We start from the raw sequence: 14039 nt of genomic DNA, 5'->3' as shown, positions 1-14039 counted from the left end.
CCCTCAGCCGAAGCCGCGCGTGCGGACCGGCAACCAGACCGGCGGCACGCGGGCATTCACCAGAGTTCCGCCGATGGGCGCCGGCAGCACCACGTCTTCGCCGATGACATGCGCCCACCCCTTCGGCGCACCCAGCATGGAACCGGCGGTTTCCAGTGTCGGCAGGGGCGTGTCGCCCATCTCGGCATGCCGCACCTGCATCAGGTTGCGGGCTCGGCGCCACGCTTCGATAGCTGCCGCCTCGGCCTCCATTGCCTTCGCAATGATCCCGGCGTGCTTCGGGTACTCGTCCCGCATCCATTTGGCGAAATCCCCGGCCATGCCGTTGGCGAGGTTGATGGCGTCCACCACCTCCGACTGGCGCCGCAGCTTCTCCGCAGCGGTCTCATCCGCCAGCACCTGCGCCAGGCGTGTGCGCAGCACGCCGAGGAAGACGCCGATCCGATCCGCCTGGCGCTGCTGAGCGGCGGCCTCGGCCCCCGCCGCGTTCAGCTCGGCATCGGTCGCACGCAACAGCAGATCCGGCAGGCTGCCGTTCACCTGCGCGACGCGGGCCAGCGTCGCGGCGTGTTCCGTCTCCGCGCGGGTGATGGCCGTCCGGATGGCCTGCGGCGTGTTCTCTGCGGGCGCCAGTGCCCGCAATGTCTCGTGTTCGCTCATGGGATAGATCCTCGGCTTCAGGTGGAACGGGCCAGGGCGCGCCGGCCCATCGGGGTAGGCGGCGCGGCCTGAAGGGGTGGCAAGGCCGCGGCTTCGCTCCGCTGCATAAGCGCCAGCGCCTGGCCGCGGGGCAGGGCGGTCGTGGTGGCCAGGGCGATCGCCAGCGGCATCCGTGATGCTGCCTCCGGCGCGCCGAGGATGGCCGCGATGCGGCTGCGCTCCCGCTCCCGCGCTGCGGCCAGCGGGCCGCCGCCGGTCATCTCGGCATCCTGCGCGCATGGCGCTGCGAAGGCGGGCGGGGCAAACGGAGCCATGATGGCTCCGACCAGATGCGCAAAGCTCGGCGGCACGGTTTCAGACATTTGCGGCGGATTCCTTGCTCGTGGCGTCGTCAGACCGCGAAGGGGCGGGCGTAACCCACATCGAGGCGGATTTCCGGAAGACCCGGATCGCTCCGCTCCTGCCGCACCGTCGCTCCTCGGGGCAGGTTGGCGAATTCGACAACCAAGCGACCCTCGGCCGATCGGCCGGCGGCGCCACGGCCGCCACCCAGGATGCCGCCGCTACCGAAGCTGCCCGGGAAAAGCCGCACCGGCGGGCCGCCCGGCATGGACGGGAAGCGCGGCAGGCCTGGCATCAAGCCGGGCGGCACGGCGCCGGGCAGGGACGGGGCGCCCGGGATGGTCGGGAAGCGCGGTAGCGCGCCCTGCGGCACTGGCGGCGCCGTCGGCGGCCCGCGGAAGGCCTCGCGCATCTGTTGACCGGCGCGTTCCATCGCATCACCGATGCGGCGGAACATGTCTTCAATTCCCTCCCAGTTTCGCCAGATGACATAAGCCGCGGCACCGATTGCGGCGGCAGCGGCGGTCACGGCGGCCACCGGCAGGCCGAGCATGGCGGCGCCGATGGCGCCGAAGATCCCGGCCAGCCGGAGGATGATCGAACCGACGAGGATACCTTCGATGCCACCCAGGGCGCCGTAGACCGCTACGGCGGCGGTCTTGAACCGCTCGAGGTTGCGCACGGTTTCCCCGAGGTTCCATTCCTCCATGGCGGTCGCGACGTTCTTCACCCATTCGGAGACACGCGCCCCAATGAGGTCCTGGTTGGCGGCGGTCCATTCCGTCATTCGCTCGATGACGGGAGCAAGCGCCGGCATCAGCCGTACCGAGATGGCGTCGCGCACGCCGGTGATGGCCACGCCCAGCTTCGCGTAGGCATCCTCTGCGCGATCCAGCGCGCCGATGTTTCCATCGTTGATTTGCGGATTGAGTCGAAATCCCTCGGCCATCTGCTCCCGCAGGGCGGCCCCACCTTGCGTCAGTGCCGCGATCAACGGCGCACCAGCACGGCTGAACAGCGCATTGGCCATCGAATTCCGAAGGGCCTGGTTGGTGTTCTGCGCGAACAGGTCTGCGAGCTGCGGCAGCACCTGCGCTGCGGTCCGAACCTGGCCGGTGACGCCGTCGCGCAGCGCGATGTTGTTTCTGCTGAACAGCTCCGCCAGATCGCGGTTCTGTCCGTTGGTCGCGTCGAACATGCCGCGATTCAAGCGTTCCATGGCCGCGACTGCCGCGGGCATTTCCACGTCGGCCATGCGGGCGGCGTGCTCGAGGCCGCGCAGGTCGCGCACCGTCATGCCGGTCCTGGCCGAGAGGTCCGCCAGATTGCCCACGGCCGTCATGGTGGCGCGGCCCATGCCGAGCAGACCCGCGACGACACCAGCACCGGAAATCCCGCCGAGGGCGGCGATCTGCGTCAGGCCGCGGTTCACAAGCATGATGCCGCGCCCAGCGACATTCATGGACCGGGCCAGCGTGTACATGGCGGTGCTGCGGCCGATGTGGCCCAGGCGATCCGAGACGCCTTGAAGGCTGCGGCCGATGCCAGCACCCACCGGTCCGATCGCCGCCAGGCGCGCCGATAGGGCGCGCAGTGGGCCAGCCGTCTTGTCGTCGAGGGTGACAACAGCCTGAAACTTGCGATTCACCGTCACGGGCCACCTCCTGCGGCCACGTGGCGGATGCCACTGACCAGCCCGGAAAGGACCACGCCGGAGCCAGCTTTGCTCGCGATGCGCGGGTGAATGCAGGGTAATGCCGGGGAATGCCGGCAATTACCCGATGTTGACGGAAGCCCTTCCGCGCGGCAGCGCCACCACGTTTTCAGCACCGGCCGCCAAAGGATCGCGCCCGGCTGCCGCCGCCTGGATGAATCGCGACCAGGCGAGTAAGGCCCGCTCCCGCTCCGGCAGAAACTCGTGGCGCTGGTAGATGGCCGCCACCCCGCTGATGGTGCCCTCGACGTGGTTCAGCAGGCGGTCCGCGACATGCGGCGCGAAGCCCATGGCGGCGATAGCCGTGACCCCCGTGCGGCGGAAGTCATGCCAGACCCAATCCAGCGCCGGCAGCCTGCCGCGATGCGCCGCCAGCGCCTCGCCACCCCGCGCCTTGCGATCGGCCAGCACTGCGGCGCGCAGGCGCCTGGCGGCGGTAGCGAAGCCATTCACACTACCCTCACCGCGTGAGGTGAACACATGCTCGCAGCCCTTGAAGCGCGGCACATCGCCCAGGATTGCCCGCGCCTCCGGCACCAGGTGCACCACATGGGCCTTGCCGTTCTTTGACCTGGCGCCTGGCAGCGTCCAGCACTCGCCGGCCTCGGCCAGCTCCGCCCAGCGCAGACCGGCCACTTCCTCCCGGCGCTGGAGGGTTAGCATCAGGAAGCGCAGATAGGGGCCATACGGCCATCCCAGCGTGCCGGCTGCACGCCAGGCCTCGCCCAGTTCGGCATCCGTCAGCACCCGTTCCCGGACCCCCGCCTTGACCGGGGAAGAAACGCCGGTGAATGGGTTCTCCGCCAGCCGCCGCCGGCTCACCGCCCATGCGAAGGCGGCGTGGCCTCGAGCGCGGACATAGACCGCGGCGCCGGGCTGGCCACCGGCCGCCAGATCGTCGAGCAGGCGCAGAACCTCATCCGCGGTCAGGCTCTTGGCCGGGCGGTCAAGCCACGGCTTCAGGTGCTTCGCGAGGGACCCCTTCGCCGTGGTGAAGCTGCGACCCTTCTTCTGAACTTGCTTTGCAGCCTGCCAGTCATCCAGCAGCGCCCGCACGGTGTAGGATTCAGCCTTCGCCGCGGCGATGGCCGAGGCCGCGGCCGCAGCGGCAGCGCCCACCGGATCGCCCCCATCCAGCACCTGGCCTCGCAACCGCTCCGCGCGGATTCGCGCGGCGGCTGGCGTGAGGGTCCCGTACTCACCGATTCGCTTGCGCTTGATCCTCCCCCCCGCCCGGTACTGGAATAGGAAGACCTTCGCCCCGCCCGAGGTCACGCGCAGGGCGAAGCCTGGCAGATCCTCATCGAAGAACAGGATATCGCGCTTGCCGGGCGGGCAGACGGCGGCATCGATCGTCCGCTTGGTCAGCTTCACGATACCGGCACCGACTGGAACACCTGGAACACCTTGCAAAATCGCCGGTGTTCCAAAACGATCGGCCGCAACACACTGATATGTCTATAGATATAGAGGAAGGAACACCTAGAACACCTAGAACACCAGAACATATAGGTTCCCCCCCCATCAAAATCGTCTGCGGACTCATGCCCCGGCGAGCCCGCGGACTCGCAGCGGACTCATCTCGTAGCGTAGCCATGACGTCTGGTGACGGGTAGTGTCGCGTTCATGAGCTCTAAGATACTGATTTTCAGCGTTGGTGTCGCACCATGGCGCGTAGTGTCCGGACCGGATCGCCGCTTGGTAAGGGAGAGGTCGACAGTTCAATCCTGTCCAGCAGCACCATTTCCCCACGACATTTCTGTCGAGCGGCCTTTTCCGCCAGCCGGGCGGGCGATTTCCAAATCCTGACATGAATCCGGCTGCGACGGCATCTTCGTCGCCGCCACGGCGTTACGGACCCGTGCCGGTCGTGTCGTGACGCCGACACCACCTCTCGATGCGTGCCGCACCCCGCCGATCCCCGGTTCGCCTGCCCCGCTCACCCACCGGCGCGATGCTTCGGCTTCAGCAACAGACGCGGTTTCCTTCCTGCTGCCGATTGAAGTTTCTGTGTGGCATGGTTGATGCTATTGCGCGGAGGGCCGTTCTTCTTGCAATCCGTGAACAATAGCCGGCGGCGTGGTTCTTTGCCGCGTCATGGCCAGCTCTGCATTCGGGACTGATCGGATGATCCGCGTGGCCAACGTCAAAAGTTCGAACCCCGCCGTCTCGGCGCGGTTGTGCCGGGAGGCGGTTGGCCCCGAAACGCCTTCCATGCTGTTGGCCTTCTGCGGCGGCAAGCATGACCCAGATGCGGTGCTGGCGGCGCTCACGGTCGAATTCGGCCCGATTCCCGTCTATGGCGGCTCGGCCGCCGGCGTCATCGGTCGCGACAGCTTCGGCTATGGCGGCTTCGAGATGGGCATCGTCGCGCTGTACGACCCGGCGGTGCTGCCGCAGGCGGTGGTGACGGAAGCCCTGCTCGACGGAACCCGCGAAGCCGGCCGGGCGCTTGGGCATGCCGTCGGCGCCATCGCCAGCCCGGATGCGGCGGTGATGCTGCTGTTCGACAGCGTCGCCTCCCGCGCCCCGCCGCGCCTGCATTTCGCAAGCTCCATCGTCGATGGCTTCAACGACGGCTTCGGCACCACGCCACTGCAATTGTTCGGCGGTGGGCTGCTGACCGACATGAACCTGACCGGCGGCTGGGTCTTCGCCGGCCGGCGCGTGATGAAGCACGCCGCCATCGCCCTGGTGTTCCCACCGGGGATCGAGGTGGAGACGGTCATCATGCATGGCTGCCGCCCGATCAGCTCCTTCATGGAGATCACCCGGATCGACGGCGCCGACGTGTTCGAGCTGGATGGCGAGCCGGCACTGCGCGTGATCGAGCGCATGCTGGGCCTGCCGCTCGGCCAGACCAGGGCGCAGGAATTGTCGCTGGAAGTGACGCTGGGGCAGAAGCTGGGCGACCCCTACGCGCCCTACCAGGAAGGCGATTACGTCAACCGGCTGATCCTGCGCGCCAACAACGAGGCCGGGTCCGTCACCTTGTTCGAGCCTGATTTCGCGCTCGGCACGATCGTCCAGATCATGAGCCGCGACAATTCGCTGATGCTCGATTCGGTGCGCCGCGGCGTCGCCGCGATGAATGACGCGGTGGCCGGCGAGGACAATCTCCTGGCGCTCTACATCGACTGTGCCGGACGGGCCAGCGCGCGCAGCGGCGCGGCGGTGGAGGAGGCGGAACTGGTGATGCAGGGGCTGGAACCCTCGACGCCGTTGCTCGGCTTCTATTCTGGCGTGGAGGTCGCGCCCGTCGGCGGCGGCATCAGCCGTTCGTTGGACTGGACCGGCGTGCTCGCCGTGCTGCGCCGCCGCCGATGACGCGCAAGCAACCGGTTCCCAACCCTCTCGACCGCGAGCTCGCCTATTACCGACGCGAGTGCAACGACCTGGGGGCGCGCCTGCTGCGGTTGCAGGAGGAACAGAGCCAGGCCTTCCGGGAGGCGCGCCGCAGCCGCACCGTCGCCAAGCTGATCCGCGAGGCGCACCGGCTGTCGGATGTCTGCAACCTGCCGGAGGAAATCGGCGATCCGATGCTGGAAGTCGTCGTCGACAACGCGCTCTGCGACCGCGCCGCGCTGCTCGAACGCGTCGGCCCGGACGGGTCCGGCCGCTTCCGCGTCACCCATGTCATCGGCATGGGCGGGGAGGCGTGGCAGCAGAACGTGATGCTGCCATCGGCGCCCAGCTTCTTCTTCACCACCTCCCGCACCCTGATCGAGCCGCCGGCCTATGAGCTGACCTCCATCCTGCGGACGCCCTATGTGCTGTGGGCCTTCGACCCGTTGAGCGGGGTCGCGCTGATCCTCGGCAACCATTCGGAAGGCAACGTCACCCGGCCGTTCGAGACGCGGGACCAGGAACTCGTCGAGGGCGCGCTCTCCGTCTACATCGACGTGCGGGCGCGCAAGGCGGCGGAAGTGGAACTGCGCGCGGCGAAGGCGGCGGCGGAGGAAAGCGGCGCGACGCGGGCGCGCTTCCTGGCCACGCTGAGCCATGAATTGCGGACGCCGCTGAACTCCATCATCGGCTTCTCCGAGATCATGGCACCGGGATCGATGATCCCGACCACGGAGGAACAGCGCGGCACCTATATCGCGCAGATCAACGAATCCGGCCGCATGCTGCTGGACCTGATCGACAACATCCTGGACTACGCCAGCCTGGAGAACGCCGCCCCCAGCCTGCGGCGCGAATGGGTGGCCAGCGAGGGACTGCTCAATTCGGCCCTGGGCGAGGCCAGTTCCATCGCGCTGCGGCAGGGCGTGCTGCTGGAACCGCTGGAGATCAGGCCGGGAATCGAGTTGTTCATCGACCGCCTGCGCTTCCGCCAGGTGCTGGGCAACCTGCTGGGCAATGGCGTGAAGTTCACGCCGCCGGAGGGACGCGTGCGACTCGCGCTGGAGGTGCAGCCCGATGGCGGCGCGCGGATCAGCGTGGCGGATAGCGGCATCGGGATCGAGCCGGCCGACATCGCCCGTGTGCTGCAGCCATTCCAGCAGGCCTCGAACGGCCATCGCCGGCGCTTCCCGGGCACCGGCCTGGGGCTGCCGATCGCCAAGAGCCTGGTCGAGGCCCATGGCGGCAGCTTCCTGCTGGAAAGCACCCCCGGGCAGGGCACCACCGTCTCGGTGCAACTGCCGCCCGAGGCGGTGCGGATGCCGCGGGATGCGCCGCCGGCGCGACGCTCCGCGGCCACGAAGCCGGCCAGCCGCGGCTGAGGCCGGCTTCGGCCACGGCTCAGCGGCCGATGGTGGCCGGCGAGGTCGCCGCCAGGGTCGCCAGGTTGCTGTCCACCGCCTCGAACAATCCCCAGCACTCCGTATAGCCGTGCGGGAAGCCCGGGGAGCCGGCCTCGGCATCCTGCTGCCGCGCATGGATGTAGCTGGTCCAGCGCCGGGTCGCCGGGCGCCGGTGGTGGAAATCGTGGCAGGGGGCATCGCCGACCAGCACGAACAACCGGACGAACAGCTGCACCGTCAGCATGTCGGCCCACCAGGCGCTCCAGCGCCACAGGCCGCGCAGGGTCCGCACCGTGCAGGCCGGCGGCCGGCGGCCCGCGAAGACGCCGGTGGTGGCGTGGCAGACGAAGCTGCGGTCGCGCAGCGCGATCAGCTCCGCCTCGGGGAAGCGATGCTCGCACAGGATGCGGTAGATGGTGGCGATCTGCAGCAGCACCGTGACCGGCAGCACCCACAGGATGGCGAATTCCAGCAGCGTGCCGGTTGCCGCCGCTGTCAGGATCAGCGCGCCCCAGAACAGCCGGCCGGTCCAGTCATGCGCCTGGTCGCCGCTGAACAGCGCCGCCTTGACCCGGCGCTGCGCGAAGCGGGCATGGAAGACCGGTGAGATGGTGTTCACCAGCACCCGGCGCCACAGCTCCGCCTTCGGCAGCCCGGGCTCGAGCCGGCACAGGCCGAGCACGAAATCGGCGAATTCATCCTCCTCCGTCAGCAGCTTCTTGGCGCTGTGGTGCTTCATGTGCTCGCGCTGGTAGTCGTCGAAGCGCTTGAACAGCAGGAAGGCGGAAACCAGCCGGCCCACCTGGCGGTTGCGCTCGCGGCTGGCGAAGACGGTGCCGTGGGAGCAGTGGTGGAAGATCACCACCTGGAACAGCCCGAGGCCGGAGGAGGTCAGCAGCAGCCCGAGCGGCAGCAGCAGCCAGGCCCAGGACGGCGGCGCGGCGAGCACCAGCGGCACCGCGCCCAGCGCGGCGCCGCCCAGCACCAACGCCAGCGCGCCGGCGACGAAGCGCCAGGCGGCGATATCGGGAATTGCCTCGCCCCGCGCCGGCATCGCCGTCAGCCAGGTCAGAAAGGGCTGCGCCATCTCGGGCAGCCGGGCGGCCATCATCTCCCTCGGGGTATCGGCGATGGGTTCCTGGCTGAGCAGGGCGGTCGTGGTGTCGAAGCGTTCCGGCGACAGATACATCTACAGAAATCCTTCCTGTTGGCGCTCGACCTGGCGCGATGCGCGTCGAGGCGTCGGCAGACGTTGCGGTTGATCCTTGGAGGAGAGACCGGCAGCGGCGGCGGGTCCGGGCCCGCACGCGGCAAGACTCGGGCGCGTCGGCGAGTCAACGGGGGGGGCGCCCAGCGGCGCGCGGGCGGCAGGTGGGCCGGCAGGCCGGCACGTTCCGAGAGGGGGGATGGCCGTGTGGCGGTCCCTTGCCATCGGGCCGGCCGCATGAGCGGCGCCGTCACCCGCCCAGACTCCGCGGGTCCGGCGTCCATGATCGCGAAGGCGAGGAGCGGCCGGGCGCCGCCTTCTTCAACCGCATGGCCGACTCCTCAACGATCGTCGCAGGCCGAGCGCAGCAACCTTTCCAGCATGGCTTCTATACTTCAGTTCAACATAGTCACGGTCTATTGAAGTCTGCCGTCGGTCCAGGCGCCTCTCGTCAGAGGCAGCAGCCCGCGGCGCCGCGGGGAGCGACGGGCGGGCGGAACACGGGCTTCAGACGCCGCCGACGGGCCGGCCGGCCCTGCCGTCCAGCGCCTCCCGCACCTTGTCCGCCAGTTGATGGCGACGGTAGGGCTTGCTCAGCAGGGGCAGCGCGCCGGCCGGCGAATCGCAGCCGGGCGGCGGCGGCTCGTTGTAGCCGCTGGTCAGCAGCACCCGCAGCGCCGGCCTCATCTGCTGCGCCGTGACGGCAAGCTGCGGCCCGGTCATGCCGCCGGGCATGATCACATCGGTAAACAGCAGGTCGAAGGCGGGATCGGCGCGGAGAATCTGCAATGCCTCCGCCGCGTGCATGGCCTCCGTCACCTGGTAGCCAAGCTCCCGCAGCAGGTTTGCCGCGTGGTCGCGGACCGGCGCGTCATCCTCCACCACCAGCACCCGTTCATGCCCGCCCCGCAGTCCGTCGCGACGCGGCGCACGCCGGCCCGGCACGGCCGGCTGCCCGGCGGGCGGAAGGTACATGCTGATGCTGGTGCCATGGCCGAGGCGGGACCGGATCGAGACGTGGCCGCCCGACTGCTTGAGGAAGCCATACACCATGCTCAGCCCGAGCCCGCTGCCCTGGCCGATCTCCTTGGTGGTGAAGAAGGGCTCGAAGGCCTGCGCCACCACCTCCGGCGGCATTCCGGTGCCGGTATCGCTGACCCGCACCATGACGTAGTCGCCCGGCACGACCTCTCCCTCCGCCTGGGCGAAATCCGCATCGAGGCGCACATCGGCGGTCTCCACCGTCAGCCGGCCGCCATGGGGCATCGCATCACGGGCATTGATGCAGAGGTTGAGCACCGCGGTTTCCAGCTGCGGCGGATCGATCATCGCGACACTGAGGCGATGCGCCGGGCGCAGCTCGAACTCCACCTGCTCACCCAGGGTGCGCTTCAGCATCTGCGCCAGCCCGGACAGCAGCGCGTTCACATCCACCGGCTTCGGGTCCAGCGCCTGGCGGCGGGAGAAGGCGAGCAGCCGGCCGGTCAGCGCCGCGGCGCGTTCCGCCGCCGCCACGCTCATCTCCGCCATCTGGCGCAATTCGCCGCCCGGCGGCAGTTCCTCCACCAGCATCTCCGCATTGCCGAGGATGACGGTCAGCAGGTTGTTGAAATCATGCGCCACGCCGCCGGTGAGCTGGCCGATCGCCTCCAGCCGCTGCGCCTGGCGCAGCTTCCGTTCCAGATCCAGCCGCTGCGTCACGTCGGTATGGACCGCCAGGATGGCGCGCGGCGAGCCATCCTCATGCCGCACCAGGGTCCAGGAAGCCTCGACCACCAGCGCGCTACCGTCGCGACGCCGCTGGTGCAGCTCGCCGCTCCAGGCGCCATTCGCCAGCACCGCCTCGATCGCCGGCTCCACCGCATCCGGCACGCCGCCGATCATCGGCCCGGCGACGCGGCCGAGCACCTCCTCCGCGCGCCAGCCATACAGGCGTTCCGCGGCGCGGTTCCAGTAGCGGATGCGCTGGTCGGTGCCCTGCACCAGGATGGCGTCCTGCACCTGTTCCAGCAGCGCGGCCTGCTGTTCGAGCTGGGTCTGGTAGCGCCTGCGGTCGGTGATCTCGCGCTCGACCGAGACCCAGTTGGCGATGCTGCCATCGGCGGCCAGCACCGGCACGATCTCCATCTCCAGCCAGAATTCCTCGCCGGACTTGGTATAGTTCAGCAGTTCCGCCTGCACCGATTGCCGCATCGCCAGGGCCGCGCGGATGCGGTTGCGCTCCACCCTCGAGGTCTTCGGTCCCTGCAGCAGGCGCGGGCTGCGGCCGATCACCTCGGTGCGGCTGTAGCCGGTGCGGCGCTCGAAGGCCTCGTTGACGAAAACGATGCGCGGGCCGGGCTCCTCGAGCGGCGCGCCGTCGGTGATCAGCACGATGTGGTTCAGCCGGCTGATGCAGGTCTCCAGCAGGCGCTGCCATTCCTCCCGCCGCCGGCGTTCGGTGATGTCGTGCAGCACCACGGTCAGGCCCTCGGCGGCCGGGTAGGCGCGCATCTCCAGCCACAGGCCGGCGCCATCCAGCAGCACCTCGCAGCCGCGCATGGTGTGGTGCGCCATCGCTTCGCGCAGCGTCGCGCCCATCGGGTCCGCCGCCCCGAAGCCGGGCTGCAGCGCGACCGGCGAACCCAGCAGGTACTCCGGCGTGGTGCCGAACAGCCGGGCCGCGCGCGCATTCACATGCGTCAGGCACCCCTCGGCATCCAGCGTGAAGAAGGCGTCGGAGATGCTGGCGATGGTTGCCGCCAGCCGCGCCGAAAGCTGCTGGTTCGCCGCCTCCGCCGCCTTGCGTTCGGAGATGTCCTCGACGATCGCGATCAGGCCTTCCAGCGCCCCGTCGGCATCGCGGAGCGCGGAGGCACTGACCCGGGTCCAGATGCCGGCGCCGGACCGGGTGCGGAACTTCTTGTCGACCACGAAGCCCTGGCGTTCGCCACGCACCACCGCCTGCACCAGGGCGCGGCAGTCCGTCTGCTGCCGGTGGTCCGCCAGCGAGTCGAAGTTGCGCCCGGCCAGTTCCTCCGGGTCCATGTCCAGCATGGCGCAGAAGGCAGGGTTGGCCTCCCGCAGCAGGTGGTTCCGGTCGGTCGTGACGATGCCGACGGCGGCGTGGTGGAAGATGTTCTGGAAGGTGCCGGCGATGCGCAACACGTCTTCCTGTGCGCTGGATAGCAGGTGCCGCTGGCCGGAGGGGCCGATCACGGCATCGACCTGCCCGCCGGTCAGTTCGACCAGCCTTTGTTCGGTCGCGTGCAGGCTTTGCAGAAGCTGCAGGATCTCGGCCTGTTGCACGGTTCCGGCGATCGCGGAGATCACGGTGGCTCCAATGCCAGCGCTGCCAGCAGGGCTGCGCGGTCGCTGAGGTCGCCAACCACGGCGCGGGCGCCGCCCTCGGCCAGGATCAGCAGTTGCGGGGTCAGCAGGATGCCGTCCGCCAGCGCGCGCCCCGGGTGCTCGAACACATCCACGGTCTCGACGGGCCAGTCCGCCACCGTCGTGGTGGCACGCAGCCGTGCGAGGTTGGCGATGGCCTTGCGCGAATTCGGGCCTGCGCCGGCGACGTAGAGCCGCAGGTGCGGCATCGCCTCAGCCATCGGCGCCGTCCTGCTCCGAACCGTCCGCCATGCGCCTGTGACGCAACTCGCGCAGGGAACGGGCGGCCTCATCCTCGACCACATCGCCGGCGTGCCGCAGCGCCGCGACCTCGGCCTGCTTGAGCTGGAGTTGCCGGCGCAACAGGGCGAGTCGCCCCTCGATCTCCGCCGCCTCCGCATCCAGCCGCAGACGCTCCAGGTTGGCGGCGTCCGCCGCCTGGCTGGCGCGCAGCCTCGCCTGGTTTTCCTGTGCCCAGCGCATCGTGCCCATCAGCACCTCGCCATCCGCCAGGTACACGTCTTCCAGCGTCACGCCCTCGCTGGTCAGCAGCAATTCCCGCACCTGGTTGGAATGGCCGGTGCCGCGCGACTTGATGATGGTCAGCGCGCGGTTCCGCTCGCCGGCGCGGATGACGTAGCTCAGATGGATCCAGGTATCGGCGATGGTGGAGACCTGTAGCTGCGTGCCCTCCTGCTCCGGATGGGTGGCGCCAAGCAGGCTGGTGCAGAGCAGCGTGATGCCGCGCCTCTTGGCCCAGTCGATCAGCCGCTCGGCCACGCTGTGGGAAAATGCGGCGTTGCCGTCCTGCGACAGCGCCGAGAGCGGGTCGATCACCAGGCAGCGCGCACCATGCGCCGTGGCTTCCGCCTTGATCCGCATCAGATGCGCTTCGGCGCTGCCGTTCACCGACCGCGCGGAGAGGATCCGCAGGCGCCCGCTGGCCAGGTGTGGCGCCAGGTGGATGGCCACCGAGTCGAGGTTGCGGATGATCTCCTCGCCCCGCGAATCGAAGCTGACCAGGAGTGTCGCTTCGTCGCGCTGGCACGCGGCCTCGGCGAAGGCGCCGCAGAGCGTGGTCTTGGCGGTGCCGGGGGCGCCGCTGATCAGCACGCTGGCACCGCGGTGGTAGCCGCCATCCAGCATCGCATCCAGCCGCGCGATGCCCGTGCCGACGCGTTCATCCGTGACGGGTGAGGCGGTGTCCCGTTCGCCGGCCGAATAGGCCACCTCGATCCCGGTGGAGCCGATCAGCAGCGGCGCCTGGTTCTCGGCGAAGGCGGAGCCGCGGTACTTCAGGACGCGCAGGCTGCGCTGGGAGATTCCGGCCACCACCTCATGCCGCAGCATTATGGCGCAATCGACCATGAACTGCAGGAAGCCCAGCAATTCCGCATCGCCGGCGGCGCCGCGGCCGCTGCCGGATTTGGCGGTGAGGATCGCGGTCATCTCATGCGCCACCAGCCAATGATGCAGGCGGTGCAGTTCCCGCCGGCGAGTCACCGGGTCGGGCAGCAGCGCCAGCACCACGTCGATGGCGTCGAGCACGATGCGGCGCGCGCCGGTCTGCGCGATCTGGGCGCCGATGGCGGCCAGCATGCCGCCCAGGTCGAAGCTGCCGGACTGCACCATGTCCGGGCTCGGCTGTGCGTCGAGGAAGAAGATCGCCTGCTGCCAGGGGCCGTCACCGGCCCAGGCGAAGCCGGCGCAATTGGTGCGGATACGGTCGGGCGATTCCTCGAAGGCCACGAAGATGCCGGGCGCGCCGTCAGGTCCGGCGCCGCGCGCCAGGCTTTGCAGCGCCAGCAGGGTCTTGCCGGCCCCGGGACCGCCCTCGATGAGCGTCACGCGCCCGGCCGGCAGACCGCCATGGGTGATCTCGTCCAGTCCAGGAACCCCGGTAGCAGCCTTGACCATCCTGCTCCGCTCCCCCCTGGACCGGCCGGCGTGCTGCACCGGCGTAATGCTTGCTACTGTGGCATGCTTTCGCCGGGCGAAG

10 protein-coding genes are annotated in these 14039 nt (G+C 69.4%); 2 read left to right on the top strand and 8 right to left on the bottom strand.

Translation table 11 applies throughout. The annotated features are described in order from the left end of the window. Positions 1 to 3: 3 nt before the first annotated feature. The 4 genes from HB662_RS26880 to HB662_RS26865 form a co-directional block, all read right to left on the bottom strand. Complete coding sequence (locus HB662_RS26880) at positions 4 to 660, bottom strand: hypothetical protein (protein ID WP_168054791.1); 657 nt, start codon at positions 658 to 660, stop codon at positions 4 to 6. A 17-nt stretch (positions 661 to 677) separates the two neighbouring features. Next, positions 678 to 1022, bottom strand: a complete 345-nt coding sequence (locus HB662_RS26875) for a hypothetical protein (protein ID WP_168054789.1) — start codon at positions 1020 to 1022, stop codon at positions 678 to 680. A 29-nt stretch (positions 1023 to 1051) separates the two neighbouring features. Then, positions 1052 to 2656 (bottom strand): phage tail tape measure protein, encoded by a 1605-nt coding sequence (locus HB662_RS26870; protein WP_168054787.1) that lies wholly within the window; start codon positions 2654 to 2656, stop codon positions 1052 to 1054. 120 nt (positions 2657 to 2776) lie between these two features. Next, the gene (locus tag HB662_RS26865; RefSeq protein WP_168054785.1) at positions 2777 to 4090 is read right to left on the bottom strand and encodes an integrase arm-type DNA-binding domain-containing protein; all 1314 of its coding nucleotides are present in this window, start codon (positions 4088 to 4090) and stop codon (positions 2777 to 2779) included. A 762-nt stretch (positions 4091 to 4852) separates the two neighbouring features. Between HB662_RS26865 and HB662_RS26860 the strand changes: the two genes are divergently transcribed. Beyond that, positions 4853 to 6043 (top strand): FIST N-terminal domain-containing protein, encoded by a 1191-nt coding sequence (locus HB662_RS26860; RefSeq protein WP_168054783.1) that lies wholly within the window; start codon positions 4853 to 4855, stop codon positions 6041 to 6043. Then, a complete protein-coding gene (locus HB662_RS26855) occupies positions 6040 to 7443 on the top strand; it encodes a sensor histidine kinase (protein ID WP_168054781.1) in 1404 nt (467 codons plus the stop codon). Before HB662_RS26860 ends, HB662_RS26855 begins: the two co-directional genes overlap by 4 nt. 19 nt (positions 7444 to 7462) lie before the next feature. Here the strand turns inward: HB662_RS26855 and HB662_RS26850 are convergent, their stop codons facing one another. From HB662_RS26850 to kaiC, 4 genes are all read right to left on the bottom strand, one after another. Continuing rightward, the gene (locus HB662_RS26850) at positions 7463 to 8653 is read right to left on the bottom strand and encodes a fatty acid desaturase (RefSeq protein WP_168054779.1); all 1191 of its coding nucleotides are present in this window, start codon (positions 8651 to 8653) and stop codon (positions 7463 to 7465) included. Positions 8654 to 9178: 525 nt separating this feature from the next. Next, positions 9179 to 11983, bottom strand: a complete 2805-nt coding sequence (locus tag HB662_RS26845; RefSeq protein WP_168054777.1) for a PAS domain S-box protein — start codon at positions 11981 to 11983, stop codon at positions 9179 to 9181. After that, a complete protein-coding gene (locus HB662_RS26840) occupies positions 11980 to 12261 on the bottom strand; it encodes a circadian clock KaiB family protein (protein ID WP_168054775.1) in 282 nt (93 codons plus the stop codon). Before HB662_RS26840 ends, HB662_RS26845 begins: the two co-directional genes overlap by 4 nt. Then, complete coding sequence (gene kaiC, locus HB662_RS26835; RefSeq protein WP_168054773.1) at positions 12254 to 13957, bottom strand: circadian clock protein KaiC; 1704 nt, start codon at positions 13955 to 13957, stop codon at positions 12254 to 12256. The genes HB662_RS26840 and kaiC overlap by 8 nt, the downstream gene beginning before the upstream one ends. Positions 13958 to 14039 lie beyond the last annotated feature (82 nt).

Origin of the sequence: Falsiroseomonas frigidaquae, from assembly GCF_012163145.1 — a bacterium.
Taxonomy (GTDB): Bacteria; Pseudomonadota; Alphaproteobacteria; order Acetobacterales; family Acetobacteraceae; genus Falsiroseomonas; species Falsiroseomonas frigidaquae.
Note: the sequence above shows the minus strand (reverse complement) of the source record. Positions and strands in the feature narration are given on the sequence as shown.

Coding starts and splice junctions, on each gene's coding strand:
- HB662_RS26875 (WP_168054789.1), bottom strand. CDS start 1,022: ATGTCTGAAACCGTGCCGCCGAGCTTTGCGCATCTGGTCGGAGCCATC.
- HB662_RS26840 (WP_168054775.1), bottom strand. CDS start 12,261: ATGGCTGAGGCGATGCCGCACCTGCGGCTCTACGTCGCCGGCGCAGGC.
- HB662_RS26855 (WP_168054781.1), top strand. CDS start 6,040: ATGACGCGCAAGCAACCGGTTCCCAACCCTCTCGACCGCGAGCTCGCC.
- HB662_RS26880 (WP_168054791.1), bottom strand. CDS start 660: ATGAGCGAACACGAGACATTGCGGGCACTGGCGCCCGCAGAGAACACG.
- kaiC (WP_168054773.1), bottom strand. CDS start 13,957: ATGGTCAAGGCTGCTACCGGGGTTCCTGGACTGGACGAGATCACCCAT.
- HB662_RS26850 (WP_168054779.1), bottom strand. CDS start 8,653: ATGTATCTGTCGCCGGAACGCTTCGACACCACGACCGCCCTGCTCAGC.